General features: G+C 70.8%; 17 protein-coding genes and 3 pseudogenes. 12 read left to right on the top strand and 8 right to left on the bottom strand.

Translation table 11 applies throughout. The features are described from left to right. Positions 1–175: 175 nt before the first annotated feature. The gene (locus tag ABT063_RS00265; RefSeq protein WP_351054804.1) at positions 176–1,156 is read right to left on the bottom strand and encodes an aldo/keto reductase; all 981 of its coding nucleotides are present in this window, start codon (positions 1,154–1,156) and stop codon (positions 176–178) included. Between the two features lie 58 nt (positions 1,157–1,214). Continuing rightward, positions 1,215–1,541 (bottom strand): nuclear transport factor 2 family protein, encoded by a 327-nt coding sequence (locus ABT063_RS00270; protein WP_351054805.1) that lies wholly within the window; start codon positions 1,539–1,541, stop codon positions 1,215–1,217. A gap of 193 nt (positions 1,542–1,734) precedes the next feature. Here ABT063_RS00270 and ABT063_RS00275 point away from each other — a divergent pair, with 193 nt between their 5' ends. From ABT063_RS00275 to ABT063_RS00320, 10 genes and pseudogenes are all read left to right on the top strand, one after another. Further along, on the top strand, positions 1,735–2,301 hold the full coding sequence (locus ABT063_RS00275; protein ID WP_351054806.1) for a DoxX family protein: 567 nt from the start codon (positions 1,735–1,737) through the stop codon (positions 2,299–2,301). A 65-nt stretch (positions 2,302–2,366) separates the two neighbouring features. Continuing rightward, positions 2,367–2,720, top strand: coding sequence for a MazG-like family protein (locus tag ABT063_RS00280; RefSeq protein WP_351054807.1), 354 nt, complete (start codon positions 2,367–2,369; stop codon positions 2,718–2,720). 185 nt (positions 2,721–2,905) lie between these two features. Further along, positions 2,906–3,419: pseudogene (locus tag ABT063_RS00285) on the top strand (extracellular solute-binding protein); the annotation flags it as partial. A gap of 227 nt (positions 3,420–3,646) precedes the next feature. Beyond that, on the top strand, positions 3,647–4,453 hold the full coding sequence (locus ABT063_RS00290; protein WP_351054808.1) for a DeoR/GlpR family DNA-binding transcription regulator: 807 nt from the start codon (positions 3,647–3,649) through the stop codon (positions 4,451–4,453). Next, positions 4,450–5,187 (top strand): HAD family hydrolase, encoded by a 738-nt coding sequence (locus ABT063_RS00295; RefSeq protein ID WP_351054809.1) that lies wholly within the window; start codon positions 4,450–4,452, stop codon positions 5,185–5,187. The genes ABT063_RS00290 and ABT063_RS00295 overlap by 4 nt, the downstream gene beginning before the upstream one ends. A 69-nt stretch (positions 5,188–5,256) precedes the next feature. Continuing rightward, positions 5,257–6,234, top strand: coding sequence for a cytochrome c oxidase assembly protein (locus tag ABT063_RS00300; protein WP_351054810.1), 978 nt, complete (start codon positions 5,257–5,259; stop codon positions 6,232–6,234). 82 nt (positions 6,235–6,316) lie between these two features. Further along, positions 6,317–7,666: a diacylglycerol/lipid kinase family protein gene (locus tag ABT063_RS00305; protein WP_351054811.1), complete on the top strand. Its 1,350-nt coding sequence runs from the start codon at positions 6,317–6,319 to the stop codon at positions 7,664–7,666. Between the two features lie 157 nt (positions 7,667–7,823). Then, on the top strand, positions 7,824–9,005 hold the full coding sequence (locus tag ABT063_RS00310; protein ID WP_351054812.1) for a thiolase family protein: 1,182 nt from the start codon (positions 7,824–7,826) through the stop codon (positions 9,003–9,005). A 122-nt stretch (positions 9,006–9,127) separates the two neighbouring features. Further along, positions 9,128–12,358, top strand: a complete 3,231-nt coding sequence (gene icmF / locus ABT063_RS00315; protein WP_351054813.1) for a fused isobutyryl-CoA mutase/GTPase IcmF — start codon at positions 9,128–9,130, stop codon at positions 12,356–12,358. A 65-nt stretch (positions 12,359–12,423) separates the two neighbouring features. After that, on the top strand, positions 12,424–13,284 hold the full coding sequence (locus ABT063_RS00320) for a 3-hydroxybutyryl-CoA dehydrogenase (protein ID WP_351054814.1): 861 nt from the start codon (positions 12,424–12,426) through the stop codon (positions 13,282–13,284). Between the two features lie 57 nt (positions 13,285–13,341). On the opposite strand, the gene lpdA is transcribed toward ABT063_RS00320, so the two are convergent. Next, positions 13,342–14,754 (bottom strand): dihydrolipoyl dehydrogenase, encoded by a 1,413-nt coding sequence (gene lpdA / locus ABT063_RS00325; RefSeq protein WP_351054815.1) that lies wholly within the window; start codon positions 14,752–14,754, stop codon positions 13,342–13,344. Positions 14,755–15,125: 371 nt separating this feature from the next. Between lpdA and ABT063_RS00330 the strand changes: the two genes are divergently transcribed. Then, positions 15,126–16,958, top strand: coding sequence for an AMP-binding protein (locus tag ABT063_RS00330; protein WP_351055218.1), 1,833 nt, complete (start codon positions 15,126–15,128; stop codon positions 16,956–16,958). Between the two features lie 100 nt (positions 16,959–17,058). Here the strand turns inward: ABT063_RS00330 and ABT063_RS00335 are convergent. The 5 genes and pseudogenes from ABT063_RS00335 to ABT063_RS00355 all read right to left on the bottom strand — a co-directional run. Next, positions 17,059–17,322: pseudogene (locus tag ABT063_RS00335) on the bottom strand (aldo/keto reductase); the annotation flags it as partial. Next, positions 17,323–17,763, bottom strand: coding sequence for a nuclear transport factor 2 family protein (locus ABT063_RS00340; protein ID WP_351054817.1), 441 nt, complete (start codon positions 17,761–17,763; stop codon positions 17,323–17,325). It lies immediately after the preceding pseudogene. 5 nt (positions 17,764–17,768) lie between these two features. Next, a complete protein-coding gene (locus ABT063_RS00345; protein ID WP_351054818.1) occupies positions 17,769–18,575 on the bottom strand; it encodes an MBL fold metallo-hydrolase in 807 nt (268 codons plus the stop codon). 44 nt (positions 18,576–18,619) lie between these two features. Next, positions 18,620–19,237, bottom strand: coding sequence for a DsbA family protein (locus tag ABT063_RS00350; RefSeq protein WP_351054819.1), 618 nt, complete (start codon positions 19,235–19,237; stop codon positions 18,620–18,622). 166 nt (positions 19,238–19,403) lie between these two features. After that, positions 19,404–19,934 (bottom strand): MarR family winged helix-turn-helix transcriptional regulator, encoded by a 531-nt coding sequence (locus ABT063_RS00355; protein WP_351054820.1) that lies wholly within the window; start codon positions 19,932–19,934, stop codon positions 19,404–19,406. Between the two features lie 106 nt (positions 19,935–20,040). Here ABT063_RS00355 and ABT063_RS00360 point away from each other — a divergent pair. Further along, positions 20,041–20,382: pseudogene (locus ABT063_RS00360) on the top strand (cytochrome P450); the annotation flags it as partial. Between the last annotated feature and the right edge of the window lie 83 nt (positions 20,383–20,465).

Below are 20,465 nucleotides of genomic sequence, written 5' to 3' on the forward strand. Positions count from 1 at the left end.
ATCTCCTGCACCAGAGCTTCACACTTGGGGCACTGGACTTCCGCAGGCCAACCCGAGGGGGGTGGCGGCAGCCGTTCCACGGGACCGGGTGGGGGTGGACCCCGCGTGGGACCGCGGGGTACGCACCGGTGCGTGGAACGGCTGCCGCGTAAGACAGGGAATCAGGCCCTGAGGTTCATCGTCCGAGGATGCGGTCGACCTCGGTCAGCTGCTGGGCGGTGAGCGGTCCCTTCTCCAGGGCGCCCGCGTTCTGTTCGGCCTGGGCGACGGAGCGGAAGCCGGGGATCGGGATCGTGCGCGGGCTGCGGGCCCACAGCCAGGCGAGGGCGCCCTGGGCGAGCGTACGGCCGCCGCTGGTGAGGACGTCCTTCAAGGCATCGATCCGTGCGAGCCACTGCGGATCCGCCCCCGAACCGTCGCCGAACCCCTGCAGCCACGCCGGGGGCCGGCTGCGGATGTCCCCGGCCTGCAAGGGCTCTTGGCGCTTTCCGGCCAGCAGCCCCATGGCGAGCGGACTGCGGTTGACGCTCGCGAGGTTCGACTCCTCGCACAGGGCGATCATGTCGGGCGCGTCCCGCAACACATTGATCGCGTGCTGTACGGCCGTACAGTGCTCCCCCTCGGCGAACACGGCGGCGCGGGCCGGGTCGTCGGTGCTCCACGCGTACGCGCGTATCAGCCCCTCGCGCACGAACTCCTCGCAGACGTCGCGGAGTTCGGCGGCGCGCTCGGGATCGGCGTCGGAGAGGTGCAGCTGGTAGAGGTCGACGTGGTCGGTGCCGAGGCGGGTGAGAGAGGCCGTCAGCGCGCGGCGGGCGTAGGCGGGGGTGTCATCGCCGCCGGTGAGGGTGCGGGTGTCCTCGTCGAAGACGTTGCCCCACTTGGTGGCGACGACCACGTCGTCCCGGCGCTTGCCCAGGGCCCGGCCGAGGACGCGTTCGCTGTGTCCGGCGCCGTAGGTGTCGGCCGTGTCGAAGAAGGTGACGCCCAGGTCGAGGGCGCGCCGGACGGCCCGTACGGACTCCTCGTCGTCGACCTTGCCCCAGCCGAGCGGCTGCCCGTCGGGGTTCTGCCATTCACCGCCGATCGCCCAGCAGCCGAAGCCGAGTGCGCTGACCTCGATGCCGCTGCGGCCCAGTGTCCTTGTGGTCTCCATGCCGGAGCACCCTAGGAGTTGGAGTGCACGCGAAGGCAAGGCCTGACGTACGGGTTCTTCAGGCCTGCCCGGTCTCGAAGCGGGTGATCCTGCCGTCGTCGTCGACCGTGAAGTTCCAGCGGGTGCGCATCTCGCCCCAGGTGTCGTTGCTGTAGCGGGCGATGAGGGCGCGGCCGCCCCGGGACTCGTTGTCGACCTCCATGTGACCGTGGGAGGAGAAGATCTCCCGGTCGATCCAGTCGTCGAGGTCGCGCTCGGACCCGTCGTCCGTCATGGTCGCGCCGGGGGCGAGGAGCGAAAGGAACGCCTCGCGGTCATGGGCGTTGACGGCGGTGACGAAGGCGCGGACGGCCGGGTCGCTGAGTTTGGCGGTCTGAATCGTCATGCCAGTCAGACTCACACCGCTCCCCCGGGCCCGCCACCTGAGGCTCCCCGAGCCCGACCGGGTCCGCCCGGGTCCGCCACCCGAACGGCGTCGCGGCGGGGCCGCGAGGTGTCAGGAGTGCGAGGGTGGAAACGCGGAGGGGGTTGTTCCGGGTTGTTCCTGGTTGTTCCTGTTGGCTGCTTCGGGAGACATCGTGACCTCTTACGACCGACGCGATCTGGGCCTGCTGCTGCTCCGGCTGGGTACCGGCGGGGTGCTGGCGGCGCACGGCACGCAGAAGCTGTTCGGGTGGTTCGGCGGGCACGGGCTGGAGGGCACCGGCCAGTTCATGGAGTCCGTCGGGTACGCGCCCGGGAAGGCGAGCGCCACGGCGGCCGGATTGGCCGAGACCGGCGGCGGCACGCTGCTGGCGCTGGGTCTCGCGACCCCGGCCGCCGGTGCGGCGGCGGCCGGGGCGATGGCGGGCGCGTCCGCGGTGCACGTACCGAACGGCTTCTTCAACCAGAGCGGCGGCTACGAGTACGCGGCGACGCTGGGCCTGGCCGCGACCGGCCTCGCGGTCGCGGGTCCCGGGCGGCTCTCCCTCGACCACGCGCTCGGCCATGTCTTCGACCGCGGCTGGATGGTGCCGGCGGCGTTCGCCGCGACGGCGGCGGTCACCGCGGTGGTCGTGGGGGCACGGAACAGGAGGCTGCAGAAGGACGAGCAGGAGGAGGCGGCGGGCCAGTTCGAGAATCAGGAGGCCCTGTTCGGGGAGTAGGAGGCGCGCCTTCGGGGATTCCGGGCACGTGTCCTGGGCACGGGCCGGCGTGCCAAGCTGCCCGCATGACTGATCAGGCCACCCACGCCGAGACGACCGCCGACCTCTGGAACTCCATCGACGACCTCTGGGCCTGGCTGGAGGCGAACCGCCCGGCGGACGGTCAGGAAGGCATGCTGCTGCGCATGCTGAAGCTGTCCGAGGAGGTCGGCGAGGTCGCCCAGGCGGTGATCGGGGCGACCGGGCAGAACCCGCGCAAGGGCGTCACGCACACCTGGGAGGACGTCCAGGGCGAGCTGTGCGACGTCGTGATCACGGCCCTGGTGGCCCTGCGCACACTCACCCCGGACACCCGCGAGGTCTTTGCCCGGCATCTGGCCCGGGTGACGGAGCGTTCGCTGGGCCAGGGCCTGTCCTAGCGGGTTCCTGGTCGGTTGCCCGCGAGCGCCCCGGACTGAGTGTCCGGGGCGCCGGACCGCGGTGGCCGCTTTCCTTACACCGCGGCGATGCCCTCCACAGTGGTTGATGGGGCTGGTGAGGTGAAGGGGTTCGACTGCCGCGTCAGGGTCTCGTAAGGACTGCCATCGAACTTCCATCGCGATAAATATCTCGCAACGAGCTGCGCGACAAAGTCACCCAGGACATCGCCACCAAGGCCGGTCAGTACGACGTCGCCACCATCGGCGCCTACGAGGTGCCCGTCTGGGAGAAGAACGGCCGGCTGCACGAGCTGGGCGCGTACGTCGACAAGGACACGAGCTCAAGGCCGACCTGCTGGGGCCGATGGCCCAGTCGCTGTCCGGCTCGGACGGCAAGCTCTACGCCCTGCCGTTCTACGGCGAGTCCTCCTTCCAGATCGCCGACATCGCGGCCAAGGTCGACGGAGCCGAGCCCGGCATGCGGGGCATCTGCCTGCGCGGTCTGGCCGGCTGGGGGGGAGCTCGGGGGCCCCGCTGACGTCCGTGGTCAACACCTTCGGCGGCACCTGGTTCACCAAGGACTGGAAGGCGCAGGGCAACAGCCCGGCCTTCAAGAGGGCCACCAACTTCTACGTCGAACTGGTCAGGAAGCACGGTGAGGCGGGAGCGGCGCAGGCCGGGTTCACCGAGTGCCTGAACGCCATCAGAAGAAGGTCGCGATGTGGACGCGGCGCCGTAGGCATGCTGCTCGGGCCCGTTCGTGACGGGTGCGGCCGGGTCGCCGTGCGCGGAGGACGGCTCCCGGCTCCTCCCGGCCCGTGTGCGAGACTTCGAGGTCGAAGCCTCCGGCCGTCGGGCCTGTCACAGCACGGCCCGCCCGCAGCCGCGCGACCGACACAGCACACGAAGGACGAGGGAGAGCCGCAGTGCCCGCCAGGACACGGTCGTCGCAGGCCGCTGTGGAGGAACGACGTCAGGCCGTCCTGCGACACGTCGTCGAACACGGCGAGACCCGCATCGACGATCTCGCCGACCACTTCGGCGTCAGCCTGATGACGATGCACCGCGACCTCGACGACCTCGTCCAGCGCTCCCTGCTCCGCAAGGAACGCGGCCGGGCCGTCGCCTTCCCCGCGGTCACCATGGAAACGGCGACGCGCTTCCGTGAGAGCACCGCCCTCTCGGCGAAGGCCGCCGTGTGCCGCGCCGCGCTCAGCCGCATCGAGCCCGGCAGCACGGTGCTCATGGACGACTCCACCACCCTCTTCCCCCTGGCCCCCGCTCTCGCACGGCTCGACCAACTCACCGTCGTCACCAACTCGGTGGGCCTGGCGCGGCATCTGGGATCCGCCCGGAACGTGGACGTCACCCTGCTCGGCGGGCGCTACCACGGCGACTTCGACTCCTGCACCGGCCCCGAGGTCACCCGCACCCTCTCCCGGATACGCGCCGACCTCGCCCTGATGTCCGCCACCGCCGTCCTCTCGGGGCGGCTCTTCCACCCCCTGAGCGAGTACGTCGAGGTCAAGCTGGCCATGCTCGCCTCCGCCGAGCGGGCCCTGCTCCTCGTGGACCATTCGAAATTCGGCAAGACCGCCACCCACGCCTACGGCACGGTGGCCGACCACCAGGCGGTCATCACCGACACCAGCACCCCCGACGCGGAGATCGCGGCCATCCGCGACCTCGGTGTCCCCGTCGAGGCGGTCGACCCCGGAGACGCTTCCCCGTGATACACGCCCTGTTCGAAACCCCCAGCACCTACCGCCCCACCGCCGCGGAGACGGCCGCCCCCGTCCCGCCGGTCGAGGCCGTCCTCTTCGACTTCAGCAACACGATCTTCCAGATGATCGACCTGGAGACGTGGCTGCGCCGGGTCGGCGAGGCCGGCGGCCGTACCGCCGTACTGAACGACGACGACGCCGTGGCCGGGATCGCGCGGCAGCTGCGCGACGCCTTCCGGCTGCCCGCCGTCGTCGCTCTCCAGGAGGGCCGCGACCTGTCTCCCGAACGGCACCGCCGCGCCATGCGGGGCTGGTGGGCGCACGTGGACTTCCTGCGCGGCATCGAGGAGACCGCCTATCGGGAGCTCACCGCGCCGGACGCCTGGGTCCCGTATCCCGACACGGAACCCGCACTGCGCGCGCTGCGCGAGCGCGGCCTGCGCATCGGGATCGTGAGCGGCTTCGCCTGGGACCTGCGGACCCACCTCGCCCATCACGGGCTGGAGGACCTGGTCGACGTATGCGTGATCTCCTGTGAGGTGGGCCGGGAGAAGCCCGATCCCCAGCTGTTCCTCAAGGCCTGCGCGGACCTCGGAGCCGACCCCCGCGCCACGCTCATGGTCGGCGACAACCCGGTACGGGACGGCGGCGCCATCGCCTGCGGCCTGCGCGCCTACATCTTCCCGGCCGAACACCGCACTGGCGACCGCGGCCTGAACGAGGTCCTCCGCCTCGTGCCCTGACCCACCGCACCCTGCTCGGCCGGCCGCGGCGTAAGGTCCCCTCGGGGTACGCCGTGGAGGGAGATCGCGATGGGGAGTCCGCCGGAGCTCACCCTGGGACGGTTGCTCTCCTCATGGCAACTGGACGTGCCCGCGCTGCTGCTCGTCGCCCTCCTGGGTGTGCCGTACGGCTGGGGCGTACTGCGGCTGCGGCGCCGGGGCGAACACTGGCCCGTGCCCCGGCTCGCCGCCTTCGCGCTGCTCGGCCTCGGTGCGCTCGTCGTGGCCACGATGTCCGCCCTGGCCGTCTACGACCACGCCCTGTTCTGGCCGGCCGCGGTCCAGAACGTCCTCCTGGACCTGATCGCACCGCTCGGGCTGGCGCTGGGCGATCCCCTGCGGCTGGCCGTCCGTGCCCTGCCCGAGCGCGCCGGGGACCGCGTGCGGCGGGTGATGACCGGGCGGCTGGTGCGACTGCTCACCTTCCCGCTGGTCAGCACGGCGCTCGTGCTCACGACCGAGCTGACGGTGTACTTCACCCCGTACTTCGAAACCGCCCTGCGCCAGGGCTGGTTGCACGAACTGATGTATCTGCACCTGCTGCTCGCCGGCTGCCTGTTCGTGGTGCCGGTGCTCACCCGCGAGACCGCGCTGCCGAAGTGGTGCGGCCATCCGGTCCGGGCGGCGCTGGTGTTCGTCGACGGCGTCGTCGACGCCGTACCCGGCATCGTGGTGATGACGCACGGCACATTGATCGCCGGGGCCTGGTACTCGCACCATGCCCCGTCCTGGGCGCCGGACGTGCACCATGACCAGCAGCTCGGCGGCGGCGCGATGATCAGCATCGCCGAACTGGTGGCGCTGCCCTTCCTGCTGGCGATCCTGGTGCGGTGGGCCCGTACCGAACGCGCCGAGACCGTCGCCCTGGACCGCCGCCTGGAGGCGGAGCTGGTCCCGGCGACGCCCGCGACCGGACCGGCGCAGGGCCCGGACCTCGTACGTCCCTGGTGGGAGACCGAGAACAGCGAGATCGCCCGGCGCGTCAGGCAGCAGCGGCCGGGGCGCTGACGGGCGCGCACACTCACCCACCGACACCCACAGAATCTCCGGATCACTTCTCTACGATGTCGGCCGACGACTGGAGGGGACCATGGCTGTGGACTCGTACGCCGGGGACCATCGCGCGCAACAGTGGGCGGCCCGCGCGGCACTGGCCGCGGCGGCGCTCGCCGTACTGCTCCCCCTCGGCTACGGCGGTGTGGGCGGCGTCCTGCTGCTCGTGGCCGTGCTCGCGGGTGCGGCCCTCACCGCGGCCGCCCTGTGGTGGGCACTGACCCGCCGCGGCCCCGTCCGCTGGGCGGCGGCGCTGCTCGCGGTCGCCGCCCCCACCGCCGTGATCGTCCTGCTCGCGACCACCCTCCTGTGGGCCCTGCCGCTGTCGCTGGTGTCGTGGGCGGTGGCGGTCGGGGCGGGTCGCTACGCCCTGCGCAGCACCCGGAAGCCCTCCACCCGTATGAAGGAGCACAGGACGTCCCCGCCCCGGCGCCCGTTCATCGTCATGAACCCGCGTTCCGGCGGCGGCAAGGTGGCCGCGTTCGGGCTGAAGGAGAAGGCGGAGCGGCTCGGCGCGCGCGTCGTCCTGCTGGACCCGGAGCAGCACCAGGACGTCGTCGCCCTGGCCCGGTCGGCCGTCGCGGACGGCGCCGATCTGCTGGGCGTCGCGGGCGGCGACGGTACCCAGGCGCTGGTGGCGGCCGTCGCCGCCGAACACGACGTGCCGTTCCTCGTCATCAGCGCCGGCACCCGCAACCACTTCGCCATGGACCTCGGCCTGGACCGCGCCGACCCGGCCGCCTGCCTCGACGCCCTCACCGACGGCGTCGAACTCCGTGTGGATCTCGGCTTCGCCGGAGAGCACCCGTTCGTCAACAGCGCCTCCTTCGGCGCGTACGCGGCCGTCGTCCAGGACCCCGCCTACCGCGGCGACAAGATCGGCACCACCTGGGAGCTGCTGCCCGACCTGCTCACCCGCCAGCGCGGACCCGAACTCACCGCCCGCACCGCGGACGCGACCCTCACCGCCCCGCAAGCGGTACTGGTGAGCAACAATCCCTACCTCACCGCCGATCCGACCGGTCTCGGCCGCCGCGAGCGACTCGACTCCGGACTGCTCGGCGTCCTGGGCGTCAGGGTGGACAGCGCCGCCGAGGCCGCCGGACTCCTGCTGGACCCGGAGCCGGACGGCCTCGCGGTCCTCACCGCCCGCGAAGTGGTCGTGGACGCCGACAGCCCGGAGATCGAGGTCGGTCTCGACGGCGAGGCCGCGCTCCTCCCCGCCCCGGTCCACTGCCGCATCGCCCCCGCGGCGCTGCGCGTCCGCGTCCCCCGAAACCGCCCGGGGGTGCCGGAGACCCCGCCACGCCTGGACTGGCGACAGCTGCGCAAGCTCGCGGCGTCGGTGGGCCGTACGGCCGCGCCCGGGCGTTCGCGGGCGTCGTGAGTACTGGCGAGGGCCTTCAAGCGTGAACCCATCACCGCCGGTCGGCACGTGGGCCGGGTCACAGTGCGGGTAATTAGTAGGGCGTCCTACTATCTCGGTGACCGGCCAGCACCCGGCGGGAAGTTCGTGCCGAGCGCATTCTGCGGAAGGAATGTCCATGGGGTCCCAGGAGAAAATCCTCATCGTCGAGGGAGCGCGCACCCCGATCGGCAGTTTCGGCGGCGCGCTTCGAGACGTCCCGGCGCACGAGCTCGGCGGCACCGCCGCGCGAGCGGCCCTGTCGCGGGCGGGGGCGGCGCCCGAGGATGTCGACGAGGTCGTCATGGGCTGCATCGGCCAGGTCGGCGCGGACGCCTACAACGCGCGCCGCGTGGCGCTGGCGGCCGGGCTGCCGAAGAGCGCGCCGGCGTACACCGTGAACCGGCTGTGCGGCAGTGGACTGCAGGCGGTGTGGTCGGCGGCGATGCAGATGCGCTGGGGCGGGGTGGACATCTCGCTGGCGGGCGGGGACGAGAACATGTCCCGGATGCCGTTCTACGACTTCGGTGCCCGTTCCGGCTACCGGCTCGGCGACCGCACGCTCTTCGACGGCACGGTGATGATGCTCACCGACCCCTTCCACGACATCCACATGGGTGTCACGGCGGAGAACGTGGCCGCGAAGTACGGCGTCTCGCGCCGGGAGCAGGACGAGTTCGCGGCCGAGTCGCAGCGGCGCGCGGCCGGTGCGGCGGCCGGGGCCGCCTTCGCCGAGGAGATCACGCCCGTGGCGGTGGGCGGCCGCAAGCCGCACACCGTGGAGGTGGACGAGCATCCCAAGCCGGAGACGACGGTGGAGACGCTGGCCGGTCTGCGCCCGGCGTTCCAGCCGGGCGGCACGGTGACCGCCGGGAATGCCTCGGGCATCAACGACGGCGGGGCGGCACTGGTGCTGGCGCGGGAGTCGGTGGCCGCCGCCCGCGGGCTGACCGCCCTGGCCTCGCTGGAGGCCGTGGCGACCGCGGCGATGGAGCCGGAGCTGATGGGTTACGCCCCGGTCCTGGCGCTGCGGAAGCTGCTCGAGCGGACCGGCCTCACGCCCGGCGACCTGGACACCGTCGAGCTGAACGAGGCCTTCGCCTCGCAGGCGGTGGCGGTGATCCGCGACGCCGGTCTGGACGCGGAGAAGACCAACCCTTACGGCGGTGCGATCGCGCTGGGGCACCCGGTGGGGGCGACGGGGGCGATCCTGACCCTGCGGGTGGCCAAGGACCTCGTACGGCGCGACCTGGAGCTGGGCGTGGTCACCATGTGCATCGGCGGTGGCCAGGCCCTGGCCGCGCTCTTCCGCCGCGTGTGACCGCAGAGCGTCCGTAACTCCCTTGTGCTTCTAGTCACAGCACCATCACCTCCAGCAATTTACTAGGACGTCCTAGTATCACTTCTGCCAGCGTTCCCCCCGCCCTGTCCGGGAAGGCCCCCATGCGCGATCTGCACCGCCCCGTGCACCCCGTCCGTCTCGTCACCGCGTCGGCCCTGTTCGACGGGCACGACGCGTCGATCAACATCATGCGGCGGATCTTCCAGTCCCAGGGCGCCGAAGTGATCCACCTCGGCCACAACCGTTCGGTGCGGGAAGTCGTGGACGCGGCGCTCGAGGAGGACGCCCACGGCGTGGCGGTCTCGTCCTACCAGGGCGGGCATGTCGAGTACTTCGAGTACCTGGTCGAGTCGCTGCGCCGGCAGGGAGCTGAGCATGTCCGCGTGGTGGGCGGCGGAGGCGGCGTGATCGTGTCCGAGGAGATCGCCCGGCTGCGCGACAGCGGGGTGACCATCTTCTCCCCGGAGGACGGCCAGCGGTTGGGCCTCGCCGGGATGGTCAACTCGGTGGTGCGGGACTGCGACTTCGACCTCTGGGACGGCAAACCGTCCGACCCGGCCGCCGTACTCGCGGGCGACCGGTTCGCGATCGCCCGCGCCATCACCGGTGCGGAACTCGGCAAGCTGCCCGCGGACTTCCTGGAGCAGCTCCGTGCGGCCGCGGGGGCACGGGTCAGGCCCGTGCTCGGCATCACCGGGACCGGCGGTTCGGGGAAGTCGTCGCTGACCGACGAGCTGGTGCGCCGGTTCCGCATGGACCAGCAGGACAAGCTGCGCATCGCCGTGATCGCGGTCGACCCGACCCGCCGCCGCGGTGGCGGTGCGCTGCTGGGTGACCGGATCCGTATGAACTCCCTCGACGGGAACCGGGTGTTCTTCCGGAGCCTGGCCACCCGCGGCAGCCGTGAGCTGCCCGAGCACCTGTCCGACGTGATCGACGTGGTCAAGGCCGCCGGGTTCGACCTGGTAATAGTGGAGACGCCGGGCATCGGCCAGGGCGACGCGGCGATCGTGCCGTTCGTCGACACCTCCCTGTACGTGATGACGCCGGAGTTCGGCGCCGCCTCGCAGCTGGAGAAGATCGACATGCTCGACTTCGCCGACGTCGTGGCGATCAACAAGTTCGAGCGGCGCGGTGCCAAGGACGCGCTGCGCGACGTGGGCCGCCAACTGGTCCGCAACCGCGAGGCGTTCGGCATGAGGCCCGAGGACATGCCGGTGTACGGCACCTCGGCGGCGACTTTCAACGACGACGGTGTCACCGCGCTCCACCAGCACCTGAAGACCGCTCTGGCCGAGAACGGACTCCCGCTGTCCGAGGGCATATTGGCGCCGGTCGACGTACGCCACTCCTCCGGCATCCGCCAGGTGGTCCCGGCCGACCGGGTGCGCTACCTAGCCGAGATCACCGACACGATCCGCACATACCACGCACAGACGGAAGGGCTGGCCGAGGCGGCCCGGCGGGTACAGCGCCTGGAGCTGGTCAAGGACGAGCTCGTGCAGGCCGGCTCCGAATCCGGGAACGTGGAGTCGCTGCTCGAGGACGCGCGCAGGCAACTCCCGCACGACGTCACGGAGCAGATCGCGAACTGGCCCGCCGTCATCGCCTCCTACTCCGGCGACGAGCAGGTCGTGAAGGTGCGCGAGCGGGAGATCCGCACCAAGCTGACCCGCGAGTCCCTCTCGGGCAACAAGATCCCCCGCGTCGCCCTGCCCCGGTTCACCGACCACGGGGAGCTGGTGCGGTTCTGGCGTGGGGAGAACCTGCCCGGACACTTCCCCTTCACCGCCGGGGTGTTCCCCTTCAAACGCGACGGCGAGGACCCGGCGCGGATGTTCGCCGGCGAGGGCGATCCGTTCCGCACCAACCGGCGTTTCAAGCTGCTCTCCGAGGGCCAGCCGGCCACCCGGCTGTCCACCGCCTTCGACTCGGTCACCCTCTACGGCCGTGACCCGGACGAACGCCCCGACATCTACGGCAAGGTCGGCACCTCCGGCGTCTCGGTGGCCACGCTGGACGACATGAAGGCGCTCTACGACGGCTTCGACCTGGTCGCGCCGACAACCTCGGTCTCCATGACGATCAACGGACCCGCGCCGACCATCCTGGCGTTCTTCCTCAACACCGCGATCGAGCAGCAACTCACAAGGTTCCGCGCCTCCGAGGGCCGCGACCCCTCACCCGAAGAGGCCGCCGAGCTGCGCGCGCACGCGCTGGCGAACGTACGCGGCACGGTGCAGGCCGACATCCTGAAGGAGGACCAGGGCCAGAACACCTGCCTGTTCTCCACCGAGTTCTCCCTGCGGATGATGGCGGACATCCAGGAGTGGTTCATCGAGAACAAGGTCCGCAACTTCTACTCCGTGTCCATCTCCGGCTACCACATCGCCGAAGCCGGGGCCAACCCCATCAGCCAGCTCGCCTTCACCCTGGCCAACGGCTTCACCTACGTCGAGGCCTACCTGGCCCGGGGCATGCACATCGACGACTTCGCGCCGAACCTGTCGTTCTTCTTCTCCAACGGCATGGACCCCGAGTACTCCGTCCTCGGCCGCGTGGCCCGCCGTATCTGGGCCGTGGCGATGAAGGAGAAGTACGGCGCGGGCGAGCGTTCGCAGAAGCTGAAGTACCACGTCCAGACCTCGGGCCGGTCCCTGCACGCCCAGGAGATGGACTTCAACGACATCCGCACCACCCTGCAGGCACTCATCGCCATCTACGACAACTGCAACAGCCTGCACACCAACGCCTACGACGAAGCCGTCACCACCCCCACCGAGGACTCCGTCCGCCGGGCCCTGGCCATCCAGCTGATCATCAACCGGGAGTGGGGCCTGGCCATGAACGAGAACCCCCTCCAGGGCTCGTTCGTCATCGACGAGCTCACCGACCTCGTCGAAGAAGCGGTCCTGAAGGAATTCGAGCGGATCAGCGAGCGAGGCGGCGTGCTCGGTGCCATGGAGACCGGCTACCAGCGCGGCCGTATCCAGGACGAGTCGATGCTCTACGAGCAGCGCAAGCACGACGGCACCCTGCCGATCATCGGCGTCAACACCTTCCGCAACCCGCACGCGGACACCGCCGAGCCCGGCGCGATCGAGCTGGCCCGCGCCACGGAAGAGGAGAAGCAGTCCCAGCTGAAGCGCGTACGGGACTTCCAGTCCCGCCACCGCGACCCGGCCCACACCGCCCTGACCGCCCTCAAGGACGCCGCGGTGAACGGCGACAACGTCTTCGCCGTCCTGATGGACGCCGCCCGCGCCTGCTCGCTCCAGCAGATCACCGACGCCTTCTTCGAGGTCGGCGGCCAATACCGCCGCAACGTCTGACCCGCCCCGGGAAAACCACACCGCACCGCACCACACCGCGCCCCACTGATCAGACAGGACTGCAGATGGATCCCGTTACCCGTCTCGGCGTCGTCGGCTGCGGCCTCATGGGCTCCGGCATCGCCGAAGTCGCCGCCCGCAACGGCATCGACGTCCGCGTCGCCGAAGCCACCCACGACGCCGTCGAGACCGGCCGCCGCCGTCTCGTCGACTCCCTCGACCGGGGCGTACGGCGGGGCAAGCTCAGCGAACAGCAGCGGGACCAGGCCCTGGCCAAGCTGTCCTTCACGCACGACCTCAGCGACCTGGCCGACCGCCAGTTCGTCGTCGAAGCCGTCGCCGAGAACCGCGACATCAAGACCGACGTGCTCCGCGCCCTGGACAAGGCGGTCGAAGACCCGGCGGCGATCCTGGCCACCAACACCTCGTCGATCCCCATCGTCGATCTCGCCGTCGTCACCGAGCGGCCCGCGCAGGTCATCGGCATGCACTTCTTCAACCCCGTGCCCGTGCAGCAGCTGGTCGAGCTGATCCCCGCCCTCACCACCAGCCCGGAGACCGTCCAGCGCACCCGCGACTTCGCCCAGCAGCTGGGCAAGCAGGCCATCCAGGCTCCCGACCGCTCCGGCTTCGTGGTCAACGCCCTGCTCGTGCCCTTCCTGCTCAGCGCCATACGCATGGCCGAGTCCGGCGCCGCACAGCCCGACGACATCGACCGGGGCATGGAACTCGGCTGCGCCCACCCCATGGGTCCGCTGCGGCTGCTCGACCTCATCGGCCTCGACACCGCCCAGGCGGTGGCCGAGTCGATGTACGAGGAGTTCAAGGAGCCGCTGTACGCGCCCCCCGCCCTGCTGCGCCGCATGGTCGCCGCGGGCCACCTCGGCCGCAAGAGCGGCCGAGGCTTCTACACGTACGACGGTTAACACGTACGACGGTTAAAGAGCGAGAGGCAGGGGGCCTGTCGCCGCTGCTGTGCGCGGCTACATGTTGATCATGTGGCCGGCGAGGCCGTGGACGGCTTCCTTGACCGCTTCGCTCAGGGTGGGGTGGGCGTGGACGTTGCGGGCGACCTCGTGGACCGTGAGGTCCCACTGCTGGGCCAGGGTCAGCTCGGGGAGCAGTTCGGTGACGTCCGGGCCGATGAGATGCCCTCCGATGAGCTCGCCGTACTTGGCGTCGCTGATCAGCTTCACGAAGCCGGTGGTGTCTCCCAGACCGTGTGCCTTGCCGTTGGCGGTGAAGGGGAACTTGGCGACCTGGACGTCGTAGCCCTTTTCCCGCGCCTGTGCCTCGGTGTAGCCGAAGCTGGCGATCTGCGGCTGGCAGAAGGTGGCGCGCGGGATCATCGCGTAGTCCAGTTCCATGGTCTCGGCGTCCGCGAGCGTCTCGGCGGCGACCACGCCCATCGCCTCGGCGGCGTGCGCGAGCATCAGCTTCGCGGTGACGTCGCCGATGGCGTAGATGTGCGGGACCGAGGTACGGCAGCGGCCGTCGATGTCGATCGCGCCGCGCTCGGTGACGCGCACGCCGGCGTTCTCCAGGCCGTATCCGGTGACGTTCGGCGCGAAGCCGATCGCCTGCAGGACCTTGTCGGCCTCCAGGACCTGCTGCGCGCCGTCCTTGCCGGTGACCGTGACGCGGACCTGCGGACCGGACTCGTCGATCGACTCGACGCGGGTCGAGGTGAGGACGTCGATGCCCAACCTCCGGTACTGCTTGGCCAGTTCGGCGGAGATCTCGGCGTCCTCCAGCGGGGCGACGCGGTCCAGGAACTCGACGACGGTGACCTTCACGCCGTAGTTGTGCAGGACGTAGGCGAACTCCACACCGATGGCCCCGGCGCCGGCGATCACGATGGACTGCGGCAGGTCCTCGGCGAGGATCTGCTCCTCGTACGTCACCACGCGGGAGGTGCGGCGCGTGCCGGGCAACAGCTTGGGAGTCGCTCCGGTGGCGATGACGCAGTGGTCGAAGCCGATGGTGCGGGTGTTGCCGTCGTAGTCGGCCACCTGGAGCGTGTGCGGGTCGAGGAACGTGCCGCGACCGCTGATCTCCGTGATCTTGTTCTTCTTCATCAGGTAGTGGACGCCCTTGACCCGGCCGTCCGCGACCTTCCGACTGCGGCGGAAGGCCTCCCCGTAGTCGAAGGAGACCTGCCCGTCGACCTTGATGCCGAAGGTCTTCGCCTCGCGCGTGAAGATGTGCGCGAGCTCGGCGTTGCGCAGCAGGGCCTTGGTGGGGATGCAGCCCACGTTCAGGCAGACGCCGCCCCAGTACCTCTCCTCGACCACCGCGACACGCTTGCCGAGTTGGGCGGCCCGGATGGCGGCAACGTATCCGCCGGGCCCGGCGCCGAGTACGACGACGTCGAAGCGCTCACCCTGCTCGTCCATGGACGGTTCCTTTCCGCATGGCGGCCGGTCCCGCGAGGGGCCGACTCGCTCTCGATCGAACAAACGGGAGGTGGCCACATGGTCCACCACCTCGTCGACAGTCTTCCGGATGTCCGCTTCAGCGCCCCGATGCCGTGATCTATGCCCGCGCGGCGATCATCGACGGCGGGCCGGGGCCTCGTCGCACAATGATCCGCACGGGCATGGAGGGCATGATTGCGGGAGGCTCGTCGGCCGGTCCGGCGTGGCCCGGCATGGTTCGGCGTGGTCCGGCCCCAAAGCGGCGGAAACTCGAAGCGACAAAGGAGTGCGCGATGGGAACGTACGAAGATGTCTTCCACGCCAGTACCGAAGACCCGGAGCGCTTCTAGCTGAAGGCGGCGGAGGGCATCGACTGGGACGTCGCTCCGCAACGCGCGCTGGACTCCTCGGGCGCGCCCCTCTACCGCTGGTTTCCCGACGGGCGGCTCAACGTCTGTTTCAACGCGCTCGACCGGCACGTCGAAGCCGGCCGGGGAGACCAGCCCGCGCTCATCTACGACTCCCCCGTGACCGACACCCGCCGCACCTCCACCTACGCGCAGCTCAGGGACGAGGTGGCGGCCTTCGCCGGAGCACTCGCGCGGCTCGGCGTGGGGCAAGGCGATCGTGTGGTCATCTACATGCCGATGGTCCCCGAGGCGGCGGTCGCGATGCTGGCCTGCGCACGTATCGGCGCGGTCCACTCGGTCGTCTTCGGCGGGTTCGCCCCGCACGAACTCGCCCTCCGCATCGACGACGCCGCCCCCAAGGTGGTCGTCTCCGCCTCCTGCGGCATCGAGGGCAAGCGTGTCATCGCGTACAAGCCCCTGCTCGACCGGGCGATCGACCTCGCGGTCCACAAGCCGGAAAAGAGTGTGATCCTGCAACGCCCGCAGGAACCGGCCGAGTTGGGGCCCGACGATCTCGACTGGGCCGACGTGGTCGCCGCCGCACCGCCGGCCGACTGCGTTTCCGTCCCCGCGACCGATCCCCTCTACATCCTCTACACGTCCGGAACGACCGGAAAGCCCAAGGGAGTCGTGCGTGACTGCGGCGGCTACGCGGTGGCCCTGCACTGGTCGATGGGCGCCGTGTACGACGTGGGCCCGGGCGAGACGATGTTCACCGGCTCCGATGTCGGCTGGGTCGTCGGGCACTCGTACATCGTCTACGCGCCCCTGCTGGTCGGCGCCACGACGGTCCTGTACGAGGGGAAGCCGGTCGGCACCCCGGACGCGGGCCAGTTCTGGCGCGTCGCCGCCGAGTACCGGGTCAAGACCATGTTCACGGCACCCACCGCCTTCCGGGCGATCAGGAAGGAGGACCCGAAGGGGGCGCTCACCGCCGGCTACGACCTCTCCCACCTGCGCTACCTCTTCCTCGCCGGCGAGCGCCTCGACCCCGAGACGTACCACTGGGCGAGCGCCCTCCTGGGCGTCCCGGTGATCGACCACTGGTGGCAGACCGAGACCGGCTGGCCCATCGTCGCCAACCCGGTCGGCATCGAGGCCGCTCCCGTCAAACCCGGGTCCCCCACCCGCCCGCTGCCCGGCTGGGACGTCCGCGTCCTCGACCCCTCGGGCGATCCGGCACCCGCGGGCGTCGACGGTGCGATCGTCGTGAGGCTCCCCCTGCCGCCCGGCGCACTCCCCACGCTCTGGAAGGACGACGACCGCTACGTCGCCTCCTACCTCTCCGCCCACGCCGGCTACTACCTCACCGGCGACAGCGGCCACATCGACGACGACGGCTACGTCTTCGTCATGGGCCGCACCGACGACGTCATCAACGTCGCCGGACACCGGCTGTCCACCGGCAGCATGGAAGAGGCCCTGGCCGCCCATCCCGACGTCGCCGAGTGCGCCGTCATCGGCGTCGCCGACGACCTGAAGGGACAGATCCCGCGCGGCTTCGTCGTCCTGAAAGCAGGCGGCAACCGCGAACCGAGCGAGGTCGAGGCCGAACTCGTCCAGCTCGTACGCGAACGCATCGGCGCCGTCGCCTCCCTCAAGGACGTCACGGTCGTGGCCGCCCTGCCCAAGACCCGCTCGGGCAAGATCCTGCGCAAGACGATGCGCGGCATCGCCGACGGCCACGACGAACCCATCCCCTCCACGGTGGACGACCCCGGCGTCATCGAGACACTGCGCCCTGTTCTCCGCCGCGCCGGTCACACCCCGTGAACGGCTGACTCACGGCCTTGCGGGAGGTGTTCGTTCGTGGTGGCCGCCGCCCTCGCGCGTGACGTGGTCGCGGCGGCCGATCACACGGCGTCCGGCCGGATCACCAGGCGAAGGCCTCCGGCGACGGGCCCGGGCCCGGGAAGATCTCGTCGAGGCCGGTCAGTACCTCCGGCGGCAGTTCGAGGTCGACGGCCCGCAGCGCGGAGGCGAGTTGCTCCAGCGTGCGCGGACCGACGATCGGTCCGGTGATCCCGGGCCGGGTCAGCAGCCACGCGAGCGCCGCCTCGCCCGGCTCGATCCCGTGCTTCTCGACAAGGTCCTCGTACGCCTGCACCTGCGCCCGTACGGCCGGGCTGTACACGGCTCAACTCACACGCCCCGCCGAGTCGGTCATGGCCTCGCGTACCAGCGCGGTGTCGACGAACTGCTCGAAGCGGACGATCAGTCCCCCGCGGACGACGAAGTGGTGGGCCACGCGGACGTCGATCGGCTTGCCGGTGGCCTTGTTGACGGAGGTGTAGCGGGCAAGGACGACGACGTTCTCGCCGTCGACGACGTAGGTGTCGTCGTGAGCCGTCCAGTCGTCCCAGTCCTGGCCGAGCTTCTCCATCACGTTGGCGGTGACTCCGTCGGGGGTGCGGTACGTGCCGGCGAGCGGGAAGCCGGCCATCTCCGTCCACTCCACGTCGGGGGCGAGAGTGGCCCGCAGGGCCGTCAGGTCACCGGCGGCGGAGGCCAGGTACTGGCGGCGGACCACGTCGGCGGGCGCCGTGGAGGTCGCGAAATCGGTGGTGGTGTCGGTCATCGCGGTCAGCCCCACTTCATTTCGCCCTTGGCGACCTTCGCGCCGATCTGGGCGGCGATCAGCATGCCGTTGCCGGGGTAGCGCTTGACGAGGGCGTCGGTCAGTGCGGCGCCGTCGGCCGCCTTGCCGAGCTCCTCCTCGAAGGCAACCAGGTAGTCGCGGGTGGCGGTGATGGCGGAGGCGTCCGCCGGGGCGCCGGGCAGGCGGTGCCCGGGGACGACCAACTCCGGCTGCAGCGCGGCCATTTCGTCCAGCAGGTCGACCCAGGCGGATCGGTCGCCGGGGGTGGGCGTGTCGGCGACCCAGACGTGCTCCTGCTGGAAGAGCAGGACGCCGCCGAGGAGGGCGCGGTGCTCGGCCTGCCACAGGTAGTGGCGGTCGGGCAGGCCGGCCGGGCCGCCCCTGAGCTCGAAGCGGTGGCCCTCCAGGGTGAGGTCGCCGGTCAGCGGCTGGAGGTCGACCAGGCGGGTGGGCAGGTTCGGGCCGAGGGCGGCCCACGCCTTGAGCTTGCCCTCGTAGGAGTGCTGGATGTGTTCGATGACGATCGGGGTGGCGACGAAGACGGCGTCGGGGAAGGCGTCGGCGATCACTTCGGCGCCGAAGTAGAAGTCGGGGTCGCCGTGGCTGACGAAGACGGTGGTGAGCTTCTTGCCCGAGTCGAGGATCTCGGCGGCCAGGCGGTGGCCGTCGGCCCGGGTGAAGCCGGCGTCCACGAGCATGGCCTCGTTCTCACCGGTGACGAGGGTGGCGGTCTTGTTCTTGCTGCCGACCGGGAAGTCCAGGTCGAGGACATTGAAGGAGAGGGTGCTCATCGTTGACTCCTTGCGGAGAGAGGGTGTTTGGGGACGGGGGTAGCTCAGTGGGTACGCACGGCCGCGAGCCGCCGGTCGACCTCGTCGGCGGTGGCATGGCCATGGGCCAGCGCGGTGACACGGTCGCCGTCGACGGCGAGGAGGGTGGGGAAGCCGGTGACGCCCAGCGAGGCGGCCCGGTGGAAGTCGGCTCCCGCCGCCACCCGCACCTCGGCCCCTTCGAAGGCGGCGACCACGGCCGCGGCGTCCAGTCCGGCCTCCTGCGCGACCTTCCGGTAGGTCGCGGGGTCGGAGAGGCTGAGGCCGTCGACGTAGAAGACCCGCTGAAGGGCGACGGCCAGTTCCGCCGCACGGACGGGAGCGGCCTGGCGCAGGGCGGCGACCCCGCGCGCGGCGGCCTCCGAGTCCATCACGAACGAGCCGTCGGCGATCAACTGCTCGTACGCCTCGCCGAAGTCCGCGCCGGTCAGCTCGGCGATCTTGGCGTTCGCGCCCTGGACGTAACCGAACTCGCGTATCGGCACCCGGCGCGGCCCGGTGAACAGACCACCGGAGACGACCTCCACGGGCAGGTCGGGGTGACGGGAGACGACTTCGCTCAGCGTTCCGGAGAACCCGTGCGACCAGCCGCAGTAGGCGTCGAAGACGTAGACGAGCTTCATCGAGGACCTCGGCAGGGGTGGGGCGCCCGCCGGTTGCGAGCGATTCGCCTGACCAAACAGTAACTGACGCGTCAGATATTTCCCCACCTGGGTGACGGTCGCCACACCATGCCTCCAGTGTCCTTACAGTCAGCGACGCCGCACGACCGCAGCCCGAAGACCGCCCTCAGGGCAGGCGGGGCAGCACATCCCGAGCGGCGTGGCTCAGAATGCGCAGGTCCTCGGCGAACCGCTCGTGATCCTCGGGTGGCAGCGGCGCCAGGAAGTAACGGCGGATGTTCTCCACGTGCAGCCGGGACGCCCGTACGGTGGTCTCCTCCCCCAGCCGGGTCAGGCGTACGAGGCGCCCGCGCCGGTCGTCGGGGTCCTCGGCGCGCTCGACCAGCCCGGCCGCCTCCATCCGGTCCACCAGGCGTGTCGCGCCGCCCGTGGTCAGCACCTGCTCCTGAGCGATCGCCCGCATCGACAGGCCGGGCCCTTCCGCCCGCCCCAGGATGAGCAGCACCTCGAACATGAGGTGGCTGATCCCGCACTCCTGCTCCAGCGCCCGCCCCAGGATGTACTCCAGCCGGTTCGCGGCGCCCTGCAACCGTCCGAACGCCAGCACCAGCGCGTTGTTGGCGGCCTCCCTCGGCGACGAGATCTCCGTCGGCTCACCCACGTCCCCACCGCCGCTGCCGTCCTCCATACCGTGCATCCACTGATCATGCCGTGTATTCGGCCGGAGCACTCAGGGCCCCCGGAACGACGTCCCGGCCAAGGCCCGCGATACGGCGTCAACACCGCGTCCTTGGCCTGTCGGCTGGGCCGTGTGCGACACCCAGCTCGGCGGACGGCAGATCCGCGCGGGCGACTGCCTCGTACTCGGCCTCGCCGCGGCCAGCACCGACCCGCAGATCTGGCCGGACGGGCACATCGGGGCGGAGAACGCCGCGCACCTGTCGTTCAGCAACGGAGAACACCGCTGCCCCTACCCGGCCCCGCTGCTGGCCGACGTCATCGCCCGTACGGCGGTCGAGACGCTGCTCGACCGGTTGCCCGACCTGGTCCTGACGGTGGAGCCGGAGGAGCCGACCTGGCGCCCGTCCATCTGGATGCGCGGGCTGACGTCGCTGCCGGTGCGGTTCACGCCGGTGGTGCAGTAGCGCGCCGACGCCGGAGGGCCGGGGGTGGGCCCTGTACGGAGCCCACCTGCCCGCTGCTTGCGCCGTACTGAGAGCCGTACGAA

The sequence above is a fragment of the Streptomyces sp. NPDC002838 genome (assembly GCF_040295365.1).
Classification (GTDB): domain Bacteria; phylum Actinomycetota; class Actinomycetes; order Streptomycetales; family Streptomycetaceae; genus Streptomyces.